Below are 14,638 nucleotides of genomic sequence, written 5' to 3'. Positions count from 1 at the left end.
TACGAACGATCCGGACCGATCACGAGCATCGCGAGTACTACCAGCAACCTACGCGGTCACCGGGGACTCCGTGCGGTAACGGGTCGGGAGCACCGGCTCGCCGCGCGACAGCTGGGTCGCGGAGAGCGGCAGCCCGCTGCGCGCCGTCTCGTGGCGGCGCCGCGCCGTGTCCAGGGTCTCCCGGTCGAGCACCCGGCCGGCCCGCATCAGCTCCACGCTCAGCAGCGAGCCGGCCAGCTCCTCGGGCACCGGTCCTGTGCCGATCACCTCCGCCGCGGCCACCCCGTACTCGTCCTTGGCCCGCGCCGCCCACTTCACGCCGCCGACCGACAGCTTGCCGCCCAGCGACTTCTTGGCCACCGGCACCAGCGGCGCCCGCGCGTCCTCGCCGGCGGCCCTGGCCACCAGCTTGTAGACCATCGAGGCGGTCGGGTGCCCGCTGCCGGTGACCAGCTGGGTGCCGACCCCGTAGGCGTCCACCGGCGCAGCCGCCAGCGAGGCGATCGCGTACTCGTCCAGGTCGCTGGTCACCACGATCCTGGTGTCGCGCGCGCCGAGATCGTCCAGCTGCTGCCGCACCCGGTGCGCCACCACCAGCAGGTCGCCCGAGTCGATCCGGACGGCGCCGAGCCCCGGGCCCGCCACCTCGACGGCCGTCCTGACCGCCTCGGCGACGTCGTAGGTGTCCACCAGCAGCGTGGTGCCGGTGCCGAGCGAGTCGACCTGGGCCTGGAAGGCGTCCCGCTCCGAGTCGTGCAGCAGGGTGAACGCGTGCGCGCTGGTGCCCACCGTCGGGATGCCCCAGCGGAAGCCGGCCGCCAGGTCGGAGGTCGAGGAGAAGCCGCCGACGTACGCCGCCCTGGCCGCGGCGACCGCCGCCAGCTCGTGGGTGCGGCGCGCGCCCATCTCGATCAGCGGCCGGCCGGCCGCCGCGACCGACATCCGGGAGGCGGCCGCGGCCACCGCCGAGTCGTGGTTGAGGATCGAGAGGATCACGGTCTCCAGCAGCACGCACTCCGCGAAGGTGCCCTCCACCTGGAGGATCGGCGAACCGGGGAAGTAGATCTCGCCCTCCGGGTAGCCGTGGATGTCGCCGGTGAACCGGTAGTCGGCCAGCCAGTCGAGCGTCGGCCGGTCCACGACGCCGTGCTCGCCGAGGAAGTCCAGGATGGCCGGCTCGAAGCGGAAGTTCTCCACCGCGTCGAGGACCCGGCCGGTCCCCGCCACCACGCCGTAGCGGCGGCCCTCCGGCAGCCGCCTGGTGAAGACCTCGAACACGGAGCGCCGGTGCGCGGTGCCGGCCCGCAGCGCCGCCTGCAGCATCGTCAGCTCGTACTGGTCGGTGAACAGGGCGGTCGAGGGCACCGCCACGGGCGCTCCCGGCCGTCCTTCGCCCATCACATCCACGTTCATGGGCGCCAGCCTACACCGGATCTCGTCAGAGTGACGATATCGATCCTCGGAGGACGCCCCGGAGCCGTCCGGGGGCCGCCGCTTGGGCGCCCGGGCCCCGGGGATGGCAGCATGGGACACGTGAGTGCCATCCCCATGGAGATCGAGAGCACGGAGTCGCAGCAGGCGCCGGCCGACGTCCCGGCGCCCGACGTACCGTGGGTCACGGTCGTGCACAACGACCCGGTGAACCTCATGAGTTACGTGACCTATGTCTTCCAGGCGTATTTCGGCTACTCGAAGGACAAGGCCAAGAAGCTGATGCTCGACGTGCACCACAAGGGCCGGGCGATCGTCTCGCAGGGCAGCCGCGAGGAGATGGAGCGGGACGTGCAGGCGATGCACGGCTACGGGCTCTGGGCGACGCTGCAGCAGGACCGGTGATGGCGGGCTACTTCGAGGCCACACGCGACCCGGAGGGCGGCGCGTCACTCACGCTCGACGACGTCGAGATCTCCATCCTGCGCAGCCTGGCCACCCAACTGCTTGAGCTGATCGGACCGGAGCGTGGCCCGGAGGGCGCCGGCGGCGACCCGCTGGACGCGCTGTTCACCGAGGGGCCGAGCGAGCCGCCGAAGGATCCGGCGCTGGCCAGGCTCTTCCCCGACGCCTACGGCGAGCCGGGGCAGGAGGCGGACGACGAGGTCCGCCGGCAGTCCGCCGAGTTCCGCCGCTTCACCGAGACGGACCTGCGGGCCCGTAAGCGGGACGACCTGCTGGCCATGGTGCGCGGCCTGGACGAGGCGGCGAGCGGCGCGGAGGGCGGCGACGCCGTGCTGACCCTCGGGCCCGAGGACGCCAGGCGCTGGCTGGGCGCGCTCAACGACCTGCGGCTCACCCTTGCCGTGCGGCTCGACATCAAGGACGACGAGGCCGCCGAGGCGCTCCTCGACATCCCGGACGGCGAACCGAACAAGCCGCTGATCATGGCCTACGTCTGGCTCGGCGCCCTCCAGGACTCCCTGATCGGGACGCTGCTGCCCTGACCCCGCGGGCGCCGTCCTACCCTGACGCCATGCTTACCATCAGCCAGGAGCTGCGCGAGAAGATCATCGCCCACGCCCGCGCCGACCACCCGGACGAGGCCTGCGGGGTGGTCGCGGGCCCCGCCGGCAGCGACCGCCCCGAGCGCTTCGTCCCGATGCTCAACGCGGCGCGCTCGCCCACGTTCTACGAGTTCGACTCGGGTGACCTGCTCCGGCTCTACCGGGAGATGGACGACCGGGACGAGGAGCCGGTGGTCATCTACCACTCGCACACCGCCACCGAGGCGTACCCCTCCCGCACCGACATCTCCTACGCCAACGAGCCGGGCGCGCACTACGTCCTGGTCTCCACCGCCGAGTGCGGCAACGGCGAGGGCCCGGTCTCGTTCCGCTCCTTCCGGATCGTGGCGGGCGAGGTCACCGAGGAGGAGGTGCGGGTGGTGTGAGCGCCATGTGTTATGAGCCGATTTCCATGCGCGTCTCCGGGAATCGCTACGATGCGACCATGGTTTCCCACGGCGTGAACGACGAATGGCCCGGCGGCGCTCCGCTGGTGGCGCGTCTGCACGTCGACCTGTGCCGCCTCGCCAGCGCCATGTGTCGCGCTGCTCGCTGATCCAGCCGCTACTGCCGCACGTTCCCGCCTGTCGCAACCCACGAGCCCTTCCCTGGAGTCCGCATGGCCATCGAGGTCCGCATCCCGACCATCCTCCGCAGCTACACCGACGGCCAGAAGGCGGTCAAGGGCACCGGTGCGACCATCGCCGAGCTCTTCACCGACCTGGACGCCAACCACCCCGGCATCAAGGACCGGCTCGTCGAGGACGGCGGCAAGCTGCGCCGCTTCGTCAACGTCTACCTCAACGACGAGGACGTCCGCTTCCTCGCCGGCGTCGACACGGAGCTGTCCGACGGCGACAGCGTCACCATCCTGCCGGCCGTCGCCGGGGGCATGCGCTGATGCGCTTCGACTCGCCGCTGGCAGCCGTGGGCAACACGCCGCTGGTGCGGTTGCCGCGGCTCTCGCCGGCCGAGAACGTGCGGATCTGGGCCAAGCTCGAGGACCGCAACCCGACGGGATCGATCAAGGACCGCCCCGCGCTGTTCATGATCGAGCAGGCGGAGAAGGACGGCCGGCTCACCCCCGGCTGCACCGTCCTGGAGCCCACCTCGGGCAACACCGGCATCTCGCTGGCCATGGCGGCCAGGCTCAAGGGCTACCGGATGGTGTGCGTGATGCCGGAGAACACCTCGTCGGAGCGGCGCGAGCTGCTGGCCATGTGGGGCGCGGAAATCATCCCGTCCCCGGCCGCCGGCGGCTCCAACACGGCGGTCCGGGTGGCCAAGGAACTGGCCGCCGAGCACCCCGACTGGGTGATGCTCTACCAGTACGGCAACCCGCACAACAGCGGCGCCCACTACGCCACCACGGGACCCGAGATCCTGGCCGACCTGCCGTCGGTCACCCACTTCGTCGCCGGCCTCGGCACCACCGGCACGCTGATGGGCGTCGGCCGCTACCTCCGGGAGCAGCGGCCCGACATCCAGATCGTCGCGGCCGAGCCGCGCTACGACGACCTGGTCTACGGCCTGCGAAACCTGGACGAGGGCTTCGTCCCCGAGCTGTACGACGAGTCCGTGCTGACCTCCCGCTACTCGGTCGGCTCGGCCGACGCGGTGACGCGGACCCGGGAACTCCTCGCCCAGGAGGGCATCTTCGCCGGCGTCTCGACGGGCGCCGCGCTCCACGCGGCGATCGGCGTCGGCCGCCGGGCCCTCCGGGCCGGTCAGACCGCGGACATCGTCTTCATCGTTGCCGACGGCGGCTGGAAGTACCTGTCCACGGGCGTCTACACGGCCCCGACGACGGAGGCGGCCATCGAGGCCCTCCACGGCCAGCTCTGGGCGTAACCGCTGCGCGCTTGGCGTTGGCCACCGGGCCGCCGGGCCGCCGGGCCGCCGGCCCCGGGTCACCGGCGCGCCGCCGCCCCGCGCATAGCGCGGGGAGCCGCGCCGCGCCCACCCGCCCTTGGCGGGTGGCCTCGCGCGGCCCGGGCCGCGCGCCTGCGGCGCCGGGCCGGTCGGCGGCGTAGCCGCCCACGGCCTTCGGCCGCGGTGGCGCCCGCCGCGTCGCCGCGCGTAGCGCGGGAGCGCCCGCGCTGCGGGAAAGGGCGGGTGGGTGGGGAAAGCCGCGCCGAGCGCGGTGGCGCGGCCTGCGGCGAAGGTGCCAAAACACATAGTGTCGGCTCCGTGACCGTACGCAGTTACTCCTCCCTCAAGGCCCCCGCGGAGCGGACCGTGTGGACCCGCCTCACGCGGCGGGACTCGTTGGCGCGGCGTCTTGACTGGACGCTGGTCGGGGCCGCCGGGATCCTCTCCCTCATCGGCACGCTGCTGGTGTACTCCGCGACCCGCGGCCGGACCGATCTCAACAACGGCGACCCGCAGTACTTCCTGCTCCGCCACATCCTCAACCTCGCCATCGGCGTCGGCCTCGCCTCCGCCATGGTGTGGCTCGGCCACGTCCGGCTGCGGAGCGCCGCGCCCGTGCTGTACGCGGTGTCGGTGGTGATGTCGCTGGCCGTGCTGTCGCCCCTCGGTTCGACGGTGAACGGCTCCCGGAGCTGGATCCAGGTCGGCGGCGGCTTCGCGTTCCAGCCGTCCGAGCTGGTCAAGGTCGGTGTGATCCTGGCCATGGCGATGCTGCTCGCGGCGCCGCTGGAGAACGAGGCGCGGGCGCGGCCCGACACCCGGGCGGTGTTGCAGGCGCTGGGGATCGCCGCGGTGCCTGCCGTGTTGATCCTGTTGACGCCGGACGTCGGCCAGACCATGGTGATCGCCGCGATCGCGCTCGGCGCGCTGCTGGCCTCCGGCACCGGCCGGGCGTGGATCCTCGGGCTGCTCGGCCTCGGCGTGCTCGCCGCGCTCGCGGTCTGGCAGGCGGGGCTGCTCGACGAGTACCAGATCAACCGGTTCGCGGCCTTCGCCAACCCCGCACTCGACCCGGCGGGCGTCGGCTACAACACCAACCAGGCCAGGATCGCCATCGGCTCCGGTGGCCTCACGGGTCAGGGCCTGTTCCACGGCAGCCAGACCACCGGACAGTTCGTGCCCGAGCAGCACACCGACTTCATCTTCACGGTCGCCGGCGAGGAACTCGGCTTCGTCGGCGCCGGCCTGGTGATCCTGCTGCTCGGCGCGGTGCTGTGGCGTGGCTGCCGGATCGCGCTGCACGCCCCCGACACCTACGGGACGATCGTCGCGGTGGGGATCGTCACCTGGATCGCGTTCCAGACCTTCCAGAACATGGGTATGGCGCTCGGCATCATGCCGGTGACCGGGCTGCCGCTCCCGTTCCTCTCGTACGGCGGCTCGTCCATGTTCGCCGTCTGGATCGCCGTCGGCCTGCTGCTGGCCATCCACGTCAGGTCGCGCAGCCGACTGTGATCCCCGGCTCAGCGCCGGCGGCCTCGCCCGCGACGTCCGCCGAGGCGTCCGGTGCCGTCAAGGACCGCCGCGACGAGGCCGAGCAACGCGACTCCGGCGAGCGCCAACCACCACACTCCGTCCACGTGTGCGACGGTACCCCGCGCTGGTGATTCCGCCCACACCGCGGCACGCACAAGGCGCGGTCCGGTCCGTTGCGACTTAGAGTCGTTCGAACCCCACTACGGAGGTTCCCCCTTCCATGAAGCTCACCGTCGTCGGCTGCTCGGGGTCATTCCCGTCCGCGGACTCGGCCTGTTCCTGTTACCTCATCGAGGCCGAGGGCTACCGGCTGCTCCTAGACATGGGCAATGGCGCCCTCGGCGAGCTACAGAAGTACATCGGCCTCTACGACATCGACGCGATCGCGCTCAGCCATCTCCACCCCGACCACTGCATCGACATGTGCGGCTACTTCGTGGCCCGTTACTACCGGCACGAGGGCGGCCGCTGCGATCCGGTGCCGGTCTACGGCCCGGCGGGCACCGAGCACCGGCTGACCACCGCGTACGACGACACCCCGTCCGAGAAGTCGATGAGCGAGGTCTTCGACTTCCACACCCTGACCTCGGGCGACACCTTCCGCCTGGGCCCGTTCACGGTCACCGCCCGGCGCGTCACCCATCCGGTGGAGACCTACGGCTTCCGGATCGAGCACCGGGGCCGGGTCTTCTGCTACTCGGGGGACAGCGGCCGCTGCGACTCGCTCACCGGGCTCGCCGCCGACGCCGACCTCTTCCTGTGCGAGGCCTCGTTCACCGACGGCAAGGAGGACCTGCCGGAGGTGCACCTCAACGGTCGGCAGGCGGGGGAGTGCGCGCGGCGGGCCGGCGCCGAGCGGCTGGTGCTCACTCACATCCCGCCGTGGACGGACGCCCAGGTCAACCTGTGCGACGCCAAGGCCGTGTTCGAGGGCCCGGTGGAGCTGGCCCGCCCCGGCGCGGTCTACGAGGTGTGAGACGCCGTAGGCTCGCGGCATGTCACGAATCGACGGCCGCGCGGCCGATGAGCTCCGTCCCGTCCGGATCGAGCGGGGCTGGAGCAAGCACGCCGAAGGCTCCGTCCTCGTCTCCTTCGGGGACACCCGGGTGCTGTGCACCGCCAGCGTCACCGAGGGGGTGCCGCGCTGGCGGCGTGGCAGCGGCGAGGGCTGGGTGACCAGCGAGTACGCGATGCTGCCGCGCGCCACCAACACCCGGGGCGACCGGGAGTCGGTGCGCGGCAAGATCGGCGGCCGCACCCACGAGATCTCGCGGCTGATCGGCCGTTCGCTGCGGGCCGTCATCGACTTCAGGGCGCTGGGCGAGAACACCTTCGTGCTCGACTGCGACGTGCTGCAGGCCGACGGCGGCACCAGGACGGCCGCCATCACCGGCGCCTACGTGGCGCTGGCCGACGCCGTCGCCTGGGCGCAGCGCGAGAAGCTGGTCAGGGGCCGTTCCCAGCCGCTGACCGGCACGGTGGCCGCGGTCAGTGTGGGCATCGTGGGCGGGGTGCCGATGCTGGACCTCGCCTACGAGGAGGACGTGCGCGCCGAGACCGACATGAACGTGGTCTGCACCGGCGACGGTCACTTCGTCGAGGTGCAGGGCACCGCCGAGGGCAAGCCGTTCGACCGCTCCGAACTCAACGCGCTGCTCGACCTGGCCGTCGCCGGCTGCGCCCGGCTCGACGCGGCGCAGCGTGCCGCCCTCGCCGAGGGGTAGGACCAAGGCGTGAGCGGAATTCGAGCGAAGGCGGGCGTGGTCGTCGCGGCGATCGCGGCGACGGGTTTCACGTTGGCGTGTGACGTCCAACAGGCGGTGGACTGCGCGCGGATAGCGGTCGCGGTGACCGGCAATCTCAACGATCTCCAGCAGGCGGTCGACGCGGGCGACGTGGACGCGTTCGACGCCGCGTTGGACGACCTGGACCAGAATGTGGCGGACCTGCACGGCGTCGACGGCGCGGACGCGGAGGAGGCGGCCGAGTCGGTGGCCGCCGCGGCCGAGACGATCAGGGCGTCGGGCGGGGGCGAGGGCGGGGGCCAGCTCGAGGTGGACCTGGCGCCGCTCGGGGAGGCGGTCTCGGCGCTGAGCGGAGTGTGCTCGGAGTAACCCCGGCGTCTCGTTCGGCTCCTCGAACGCATTGCAGAATCTCGAACCGATGTCTTGACGTGGCTCGAAACAGCTCCTTAACGTGTCGAATCACCCGGTTGACTGCGTAGTCAGACCGCGTAGTCAACCACCGTTGCCGGCGAAGGAGCTGGTCGTGGCAGGTCGGGTCTCGATGCGGGAGATAGCCGAGCGGGCCGGCGTCTCGCAGAAGACGGTCTCGCGCGTCGTGAACGGCGAGCCCCACGTCAGCCGGGAAGTGCGGGAGCGCGTCGAGCGCGAGATCGCCCGCCTCGGCTACCTGCCGGACGCCAACGCCCGCGCCCTCGTCACCCGCCGCTCCCGGCGGATCGGCATCCTCACCACCGACACCGGCTTCTTCGGCCCCGCCTCCGTGTTGCGGGACCTGGAGCGCGCCGCCCGGAACGCCGGCTACTTCGTCAGCGTCGTGCACGCCGACGACCGGGACCCCCAGGAGACCGCCAGGTCGGTGCGGCACCTGGTCAGCCAGGGCGTGGAGGCGCTCGCCGTCTCCGCGCCCGTGCTCGGCGTCCTCGACCAGCTGACCGGGGTGCCCGCCGGCGTTCCCGTGCTGCGCATGGAGTTCCCCGAGGGCCCCGCGCGGCCCGGCGTGATCCGGGTCGGCAGCGACGACGCGAGCAGCGCCCGGGAGGCGACGGCCCACCTGCTGGCCCTCGGCCACCGCACCGTGCACCACATCGCGGGCCCGCCGTCCTGGTCGGTGACCGCCCGTCGGATCGGCGGCTGGCGGGCCGCGCTGCGCGCCGCCGGCGCCCCCGAGCCGGCCTTCGCGCACGGCGACTGGAGCGCGGCCGCCGGCTGCCGGATCGCGCGCGAACTGCTCGCGGACGCGGACGTCACCGCGCTGTTCGTGGCCAACGACCAGATGGCCATCGGCGCCATGTACGCCGTGCAGCGCTCGGGTCGCCGGGTGCCGGAGGACGTCAGCGTGGTCGGGTTCGACGACATCCCGGAAGCCGCCTACCTCTCCGTGCCGCTGACCACGGTCCGGCAGGACTTCACGGCGATGGCCGAGCAGGGCATGCGCCGCCTGGTCGCCGCCGTGACCGCAGACGGCCGCCCGCCGGGGCCGTCCGACGACGCGCTGATCCCCGGCACCTTCGTGGTCCGGGAGAGCACCGCACCACCAGCACGACCCAGCACCCGACGGGCAGCGCTGCCCGAGAACGGGGGACGACCATGACCCAACGCATCCCACCACCTCCCGGGACGATGTCCCGCCGCGGACTGCTGCGCCTCGGCGGCGGCGTCGGCGCGGCCGCCCTGCTCGGCGGCGCGCTGAGCGGCTGCGGCCGGGCCGCCAGCGCCGAGCCCGTCACCTCGGGCTCCGTGAACCTGGCGTTCTGGACCCACGACCAGGCGTACGTCGACTTCTTCGAGACCGCGGCCCGCAACGCCGAGGCCGCCGGCGACAGCCCGTTCCGCTGGCACCTCGCTCCCACCAGGGCCGGCGCGGCGGACGTGGTGACCAAGACCATCGCGCAGGCCATCGCGGGACGTGGCACCCCGGACGTCGCGGGCCTGGAGATCGGCGCCTTCCCCCGGTTCCTGCGCGGCGAGATCGCCGCCGAGCTGATCGAGCCCCTGGAAGGCCACATCGAGGCGGACGTCCGCGACGACCTGCTGCCCTCGCGCACCGCGCCGTTCACCAAGGACGGCCACCTCTACGCGCTGGACTCCGACGCGCCGCTGGTCGTCTACTACTACCGCGAGCCCGAGTTCGACCGGGCCGGGCTGCCGACGGACGTCGCCACCTGGGACGAGCTGGCCGAGGCCGGGCGCCGCGCCCACGAGCGGCACGGCGTGGCCGTCGGCGCGGTCGCGGTCGGCAGCGACCTGGGCCAGGTCGTGCAGATCTTCGACATGCTGCTGATGCAGAGCGGCGGGCGGCTCTTCGACGAGGACGGCACCCTCACCATCGAGACCCCGGAGGCCGAGCGGGCCCTCGCTTTCCTGGTCCGCGGCGTGCGGGAAGGTTTCATCACCACGGTCTCCGACTTCTACGGGCCCGGCATGCAGGCCGCCCTCAAGTCCGGCGAACTGATCGGCCAGTGGATGGCCACCTGGTACAAGATCTACGGCCTGATGCCCAACGTGCCCGAGCAGTCGGGCCAGTGGCGCATCCGGCCGCTGCCGGTCTTCTCCGACGGCGGCTCCCGCACCTCCTTCACCGGCGGCACCGGCTTCGCGGCGCTGACCGGCAAGCGGAACACGCTCGCCGGCGTCGAACTCGTCACGTCCGCCTACCTCACCCCCGCCGAACAGATCCGCCGCTACGTCGACCTGGGCTACCTCCCCACCCGGCGCTCCGTCTTCGACGACCCGCAGCTGCTGGAGATCGAGGACGAGTACTGCGGCGGCCAGCGCATGTTCGAGGTCTACCGCGAGGTCGTCGACGAGGCGCCGGTGTTCTACCTCAGCGCCGACAAGCCGATCCTCGACACCGTGCTCAGCGGCCACCTGCTGCGCGCCTACCACGGCGACTCCTCGCCGGCCGAGGCCCTGCGGAACGCCGCCGAGGACTTCCGCGGCCAGACCCGGAACCACGATTGAGGTGCCACCGATGACGACACTCCAGGCCACGCCCCCGGCGCGCAAGCGCCGCCAGCTCGCGCCCTATGCCTTCATCGCGCCCTTCTACGTGCTCTACGCGCTGTTCATGGTCGTGCCCATCGGAGCCGCGGTCTACCTCTCCATGACCGACTGGGTCGGCCTCGGCACCCCCGAGTTCGTCGGCCTGCGGAACTTCGCCGACCTCGCCCGCGACACCAGCTTCCACAAGGCGCTCGGCAACTCCCTGATCTTCGTGCTGGTGAGCCTGTTCATCATCGTCCCGGCCGCGCTCCTCATCGCCCAGGCACTCAACACCAGGGGACTGCGCGCCCGCGACCTGTTCCGGGTCACCTTCTTCCTCCCCATGGTGATCTCGCCCATCGTGATCGCCCTCGTCTACAGCCTGGTCTTCGACCGGCAGTACGGGCTGCTCAACTCGGTGCTGCGGGCGCTCTTCGGAGCCGGGAACACCGACTGGCTCGGCGACCCCACCATGGCCAAGGTCTCCGTCAGCTTCGTGCTGCTGTGGCGCTGGGTCGGCTACCTCACCATCTTCTTCCTCGCCGCCCTCCAGGCCGTGCCCCGCGAGCGCTACGAGGCCGCCGAACTGGACGGCGCCGGCGTGCTGCGGACGTTCTCCGCCGTCACGCTGCCCGCCATCCGGCCGGTGACCGCGTTCGTCGTGGTCACCTCGTTCATCGGCTCGGCCCAACTCTTCGACGAGCCCTACCTGATCACCGGCGGCGGCCCCGGCGAGGAGACCCTGACCGTCGCGATGTTCGTCTACCGGGCCGCCTTCGAGCGCCAGCAGTTCGGCTACGCGGCCGCGGCCGGCCTCGTCCTCTTCGTCTTCGTCTTCGGGGTCAGCCAGATCCTGAACCGGCTGTTCTCCATCGGGAGGATCTCATGAGCGCCGTCACCACCGCGCGAGACCGTCTGCCGGGAGGCGCCGCCACGCCGCCGTCCCCACCCACCGGCAACCGCCCCCCGCGGCGCTACTCCCTCACCGGCCGGATCCTGCTCTACGTCACGCTGAGCGTGCTGCTGCTGGTCTTCGTCGCGCCCATGCTGTGGGCCGTCAGCGGCTCGTTCAAGCCGCGCGGCGACCTCTTCGAGTACCCGCCGAAGCTGATCCCGTCCCCGGCCACCCTCGACAACTACCGCAACCTGCTGGACAGTCAGCCGTTCTGGAGCTGGTTCGCGATCAGCGTGATCACGGCGGCCGCCGCCACCGCCGTCGCGGTCTTCGTCTGCGCGCTCGCCGGTTTCGCCTTCGCCAAGTACCGGTTCGCCGGCAAGCGGCTGCTGTTCTCCGTGATGTTCAGCTCGCTGTCGGTGCCGTTCGCGGTGATCCTGGTGCCGCTCTTCGTCCTGATGGTGAAGTCCGGGCTCTCCAACCCCTGGTTCGCGCTCACCGTGCCCTGGGTGGCGCCGGCCTTCGGCATCTTCATGATGCAGCAGTACATCATCCAGTCCATCCCGGACGAGATCCTGGAGTCCGCCCGGATGGACGGCTCCAGCGAGTTCGGCATCTTCCTGCGCGTCGTGCTCCCGCTGCTGCGGCCCTCGTTGGGCGCGCTGGCCGTCTGGCAGTTCCTGCAGAGCTACAACCACTTCATGTGGCCGCTGGTACTGATCTCCGACACCGACCAGTACACCCTCCCGCTCGGCCTCAACATCCTCTTCAAGGCCGAGGCACGCCAGTTCGACCTGGTGCTGCCCGGCGCCGTGCTGGCCTCCGTGCCGACCATCCTCGTCTTCCTGCTGCTGCGCAAGCAACTGCTCGAGGGCCTGTCCGCCGGCGCCGTCAAGGGCTGACGGCCGCCCGAACCGCGAGTCCGTAAGGAGAACGACCCACCATGCCCAAGCTCCCCGACCGGGTGCTCTTCGGCGCCGCCTACTACCACGAGTACCAGCCGACCCCCCGCCTCGAAGCCGACCTCGACCTGATGCGGGAGGCCCACTTCAGCGTGATCCGGGTCGGCGAGTCCGTTTGGTCCACCTGGGAGCCGGAGAACGGGGTCTTCGAACTCGACTGGCTCCAGCCGGTGTTGGACGGCGCCCAGCAGCGCGGCATCCGCGTCGTGCTGGGCACCCCCACCTACGCGGCGCCGCCCTGGCTCGCCCGCACCTACCCCGAGATCAACGCCGAGCGCCGCACCGGCCAGCCCATGGGTTGGGGCGTCCGCCAGGAGATCGACTACACCCACCCGGCCTTCCTCTTCCACGCCGAGCGGGTCATCCGCAGGATCGTCGCCCGCTACGCCGACCACCCGGCGGTCATCGGCTACCAGGTCGACAACGAGCCGGGCGCCGAGATCTTCCACAACCGGGGCGTCTTCCAGCGCTTCGTCGACCACCTGCGGCACACCTACGGCTCCGTCGAGGAACTCAACGAGCGCTGGGGCCTCACCTACTGGTCCCACCGGCTCTCCACCTGGGCCGACCTGTGGACGCCCGACGCCAACGGGCAACCCCAGTACGACCTGGCCTGGCGCCGCTTCCAGGGCTCGCTCACCACCGACTTCATCGGCTGGCAGGCCGACATCGTCCGCGAGTACGCGCGCGACGACCAGTTCGTCACCACCTGCATCTCCTACCCGCGCCCCACCGTCAAGGACGACGACCTCACCCGCCGCCTCGACATCACCGCCGGCAACCCCTACTACCGGATGCAGGACTCCCTCGAACTCCCCCACACCCGCGAGACCGGCCAGGGTTGGACCACCGACGGCACCTGGGCGCTCTACCAGTCCGCCGACCGCATGTACTCCTCCCGGCAGGAGCCCTACCTCGTCACCGAGACCAACGCGCAGGCCATCGGCGCGCCCTGGATCAACGAGCCGGCCTACGACGGCCAGTGGCGCCAGGCCGCCTGGGCGCTCGTCTCACGTGGCGCCACCATGATCGAGTACTGGCACTGGCACACCCTGCACTTCGGCACTGAGACCTACTGGGGCGGCATCCTGCCGCACAGCCAGGAACCGGGCCGCGTCTACCAGCAACTCGCCAAACTCGGCGCCGAGTTCGAGAAGGCCGGCGAACTGGTCGCCGGCCTCACCCCCGACGCGGACGTGGCCCTCGTCTACTCCACCGACACCAAGTGGGCGCTCCAGGAGACGCCCATGCTGCCGGACGCCGACGGCGGACCCGACCGTGCCTCCTACGAGGCCGTCTTCGGCGCCTTCTACCGCGGCGCCTTCGACGCGGGTCTCCAGGCCCGCATCGTGCACACCGGGCAGCTCTTCACCACCGACCCGGCCGAGTACGCCGCCCGCCAGCCGGTGCTGGTCGCCGCCGCGCTGCTCATCGCGAGCGACGAGGAACTCCGCTGGCTGGAGCGCTACGCGGCGGCCGGCGGCCACCTGCTGCTCGGCATCCGCACCGGCTACGAGGACGAGGAGGCGCGGGCCCGCCTGGAACGCAAACCCGCCTTCCTGACCGAGGCCGCCGGCGTCTGGTACGACGAGTTCTCCACCATCGAACGGCCGCTCTCCGTGGTCGCCGCGGCCGACTCCCCGCTCCACCTCCCCGAGGACGCGCGCGCCACCCGGTGGATCGACGGCCTCCAACTCGACGGGGGAGAGTGGCTGGCCTCCTACGCCCACCCGCACTTCTCCCGCTGGCCGGCCGTCACCACCCGCGCCCACGGCGCCGGACGGGTCACCTACGTCGGCACCGTCCCCGACCCGGCCCTCGCCGCGGCGGTCCTGCGCTGGAGCGCCCAGGACCGACCGACGACCTGGCGCGCCGCCGCCGACAGTCAGACGGTCACCGGCGCCACCGCCAAGGACGGCACCCGCCTGCGGTTCATCCACAACTGGTCCTGGCTGCCGAGCGAGTTCACCGTGCCGGTCGCCGCGCGCGACGTCCTGACCGACGCGGACCTCCCCGCGGGCGAGACACTCCGCCTCGGCCCATGGGACGTCCGCGTCCTCGCCGAACGGTAACGCTGGGCGCTTGGCCTTGGCCGCGTGGCCAGGCGGGCCGTTCACCGCGCGAAGCGCGGTTTCGGCCCGCGCCACG

General features: G+C 71.7%; 16 protein-coding genes. 15 read left to right on the top strand and 1 reads right to left on the bottom strand.

Annotation, left to right across the window (positions count from 1 at the left end; all coding sequences use genetic code 11):
- Positions 1 to 48: 48 nt before the first annotated feature.
- Positions 49 to 1,413 carry a nicotinate phosphoribosyltransferase gene (locus ACFWI8_RS14330; protein WP_387090260.1) on the bottom strand — a complete coding sequence of 455 codons (1,365 nt, stop codon included), beginning with the start codon at positions 1,411 to 1,413 and terminating at the stop codon, positions 49 to 51.
- Between the two features lie 111 nt (positions 1,414 to 1,524).
- Here ACFWI8_RS14330 and clpS point away from each other — a divergent pair, with 111 nt between their 5' ends.
- The 15 genes from clpS (at position 1,525) to ACFWI8_RS14255 (ending at position 14,562) form a co-directional block, all read left to right on the top strand.
- A complete protein-coding gene (gene clpS, locus ACFWI8_RS14325) occupies positions 1,525 to 1,836 on the top strand; it encodes an ATP-dependent Clp protease adapter ClpS (RefSeq protein WP_311603276.1) in 312 nt (103 codons plus the stop codon).
- Positions 1,836 to 2,438 carry a DUF2017 domain-containing protein gene (locus ACFWI8_RS14320; protein ID WP_387090256.1) on the top strand — a complete coding sequence of 201 codons (603 nt, stop codon included), beginning with the start codon at positions 1,836 to 1,838 and terminating at the stop codon, positions 2,436 to 2,438. The genes clpS and ACFWI8_RS14320 overlap by 1 nt, the downstream gene beginning before the upstream one ends.
- 29 nt (positions 2,439 to 2,467) lie before the next feature.
- Entirely contained in the window at positions 2,468 to 2,884 is a 417-nt protein-coding gene (locus ACFWI8_RS14315) for a Mov34/MPN/PAD-1 family protein (protein ID WP_387090253.1), read from the top strand.
- A gap of 59 nt (positions 2,885 to 2,943) precedes the next feature.
- Complete coding sequence (locus tag ACFWI8_RS14310) at positions 2,944 to 3,054, top strand: putative leader peptide (RefSeq protein WP_311603273.1); 111 nt, start codon at positions 2,944 to 2,946, stop codon at positions 3,052 to 3,054.
- A 63-nt stretch (positions 3,055 to 3,117) separates the two neighbouring features.
- On the top strand, positions 3,118 to 3,399 hold the full coding sequence (locus ACFWI8_RS14305) for a MoaD/ThiS family protein (RefSeq protein WP_387090250.1): 282 nt from the start codon (positions 3,118 to 3,120) through the stop codon (positions 3,397 to 3,399).
- Positions 3,399 to 4,349, top strand: coding sequence for a cysteine synthase (locus ACFWI8_RS14300; RefSeq protein WP_311603270.1), 951 nt, complete (start codon positions 3,399 to 3,401; stop codon positions 4,347 to 4,349). The genes ACFWI8_RS14305 and ACFWI8_RS14300 overlap by 1 nt, the downstream gene beginning before the upstream one ends.
- Positions 4,350 to 4,688: 339 nt before the next feature.
- Positions 4,689 to 5,885 (top strand): rod shape-determining protein RodA, encoded by a 1,197-nt coding sequence (gene rodA / locus ACFWI8_RS14295; RefSeq protein WP_387090246.1) that lies wholly within the window; start codon positions 4,689 to 4,691, stop codon positions 5,883 to 5,885.
- 241 nt (positions 5,886 to 6,126) lie between these two features.
- Complete coding sequence (locus ACFWI8_RS14290; protein WP_387090243.1) at positions 6,127 to 6,882, top strand: MBL fold metallo-hydrolase; 756 nt, start codon at positions 6,127 to 6,129, stop codon at positions 6,880 to 6,882.
- A gap of 19 nt (positions 6,883 to 6,901) precedes the next feature.
- Positions 6,902 to 7,630, top strand: a complete 729-nt coding sequence (gene rph, locus ACFWI8_RS14285; RefSeq protein WP_311602367.1) for a ribonuclease PH — start codon at positions 6,902 to 6,904, stop codon at positions 7,628 to 7,630.
- Between the two features lie 9 nt (positions 7,631 to 7,639).
- Positions 7,640 to 8,020, top strand: a complete 381-nt coding sequence (locus tag ACFWI8_RS14280; protein ID WP_311602368.1) for a hypothetical protein — start codon at positions 7,640 to 7,642, stop codon at positions 8,018 to 8,020.
- Positions 8,021 to 8,174: 154 nt separating this feature from the next.
- On the top strand, positions 8,175 to 9,242 hold the full coding sequence (locus tag ACFWI8_RS14275) for a substrate-binding domain-containing protein (protein WP_387090240.1): 1,068 nt from the start codon (positions 8,175 to 8,177) through the stop codon (positions 9,240 to 9,242).
- Positions 9,239 to 10,612 (top strand): ABC transporter substrate-binding protein, encoded by a 1,374-nt coding sequence (locus ACFWI8_RS14270; RefSeq protein ID WP_387090233.1) that lies wholly within the window; start codon positions 9,239 to 9,241, stop codon positions 10,610 to 10,612. The genes ACFWI8_RS14275 and ACFWI8_RS14270 overlap by 4 nt, the downstream gene beginning before the upstream one ends.
- A 10-nt stretch (positions 10,613 to 10,622) precedes the next feature.
- Entirely contained in the window at positions 10,623 to 11,522 is a 900-nt protein-coding gene (locus ACFWI8_RS14265) for a carbohydrate ABC transporter permease (RefSeq protein WP_387090231.1), read from the top strand.
- Positions 11,519 to 12,430 (top strand): carbohydrate ABC transporter permease, encoded by a 912-nt coding sequence (locus ACFWI8_RS14260; RefSeq protein WP_387090228.1) that lies wholly within the window; start codon positions 11,519 to 11,521, stop codon positions 12,428 to 12,430. Before ACFWI8_RS14265 ends, ACFWI8_RS14260 begins: the two co-directional genes overlap by 4 nt.
- 41 nt (positions 12,431 to 12,471) lie before the next feature.
- A complete protein-coding gene (locus ACFWI8_RS14255; protein WP_387090225.1) occupies positions 12,472 to 14,562 on the top strand; it encodes a beta-galactosidase in 2,091 nt (696 codons plus the stop codon).
- Positions 14,563 to 14,638 lie beyond the last annotated feature (76 nt).

It is taken from the genome of Streptomyces sp. NPDC127098 (assembly GCF_042722465.1).
Taxonomy (GTDB): Bacteria; Actinomycetota; Actinomycetes; order Streptomycetales; family Streptomycetaceae; genus Streptomyces; species Streptomyces millisiae.
The sequence above is the reverse complement of the archived record's forward strand: the minus strand, read 5'-3'. Positions and strand labels throughout refer to the sequence as shown.

Excerpts from the sequence above, each read along its gene's own strand:
- clpS (WP_311603276.1), top strand. The coding sequence starts at position 1,525 with ATGGGACACGTGAGTGCCATCCCCATGGAGATCGAGAGCACGGAGTCG.
- ACFWI8_RS14270 (WP_387090233.1), top strand. The coding sequence starts at position 9,239 with ATGACCCAACGCATCCCACCACCTCCCGGGACGATGTCCCGCCGCGGA.
- ACFWI8_RS14315 (WP_387090253.1), top strand. The coding sequence starts at position 2,468 with ATGCTTACCATCAGCCAGGAGCTGCGCGAGAAGATCATCGCCCACGCC.
- ACFWI8_RS14305 (WP_387090250.1), top strand. The coding sequence starts at position 3,118 with ATGGCCATCGAGGTCCGCATCCCGACCATCCTCCGCAGCTACACCGAC.
- ACFWI8_RS14330 (WP_387090260.1), bottom strand. The coding sequence starts at position 1,413 with ATGAACGTGGATGTGATGGGCGAAGGACGGCCGGGAGCGCCCGTGGCG.
- ACFWI8_RS14255 (WP_387090225.1), top strand. The coding sequence starts at position 12,472 with ATGCCCAAGCTCCCCGACCGGGTGCTCTTCGGCGCCGCCTACTACCAC.
- ACFWI8_RS14290 (WP_387090243.1), top strand. The coding sequence starts at position 6,127 with ATGAAGCTCACCGTCGTCGGCTGCTCGGGGTCATTCCCGTCCGCGGAC.
- ACFWI8_RS14260 (WP_387090228.1), top strand. The coding sequence starts at position 11,519 with ATGAGCGCCGTCACCACCGCGCGAGACCGTCTGCCGGGAGGCGCCGCC.
- ACFWI8_RS14320 (WP_387090256.1), top strand. The coding sequence starts at position 1,836 with ATGGCGGGCTACTTCGAGGCCACACGCGACCCGGAGGGCGGCGCGTCA.
- ACFWI8_RS14310 (WP_311603273.1), top strand. The coding sequence starts at position 2,944 with ATGGTTTCCCACGGCGTGAACGACGAATGGCCCGGCGGCGCTCCGCTG.
- rph (WP_311602367.1), top strand. The coding sequence starts at position 6,902 with ATGTCACGAATCGACGGCCGCGCGGCCGATGAGCTCCGTCCCGTCCGG.
- ACFWI8_RS14265 (WP_387090231.1), top strand. The coding sequence starts at position 10,623 with ATGACGACACTCCAGGCCACGCCCCCGGCGCGCAAGCGCCGCCAGCTC.
- ACFWI8_RS14300 (WP_311603270.1), top strand. The coding sequence starts at position 3,399 with ATGCGCTTCGACTCGCCGCTGGCAGCCGTGGGCAACACGCCGCTGGTG.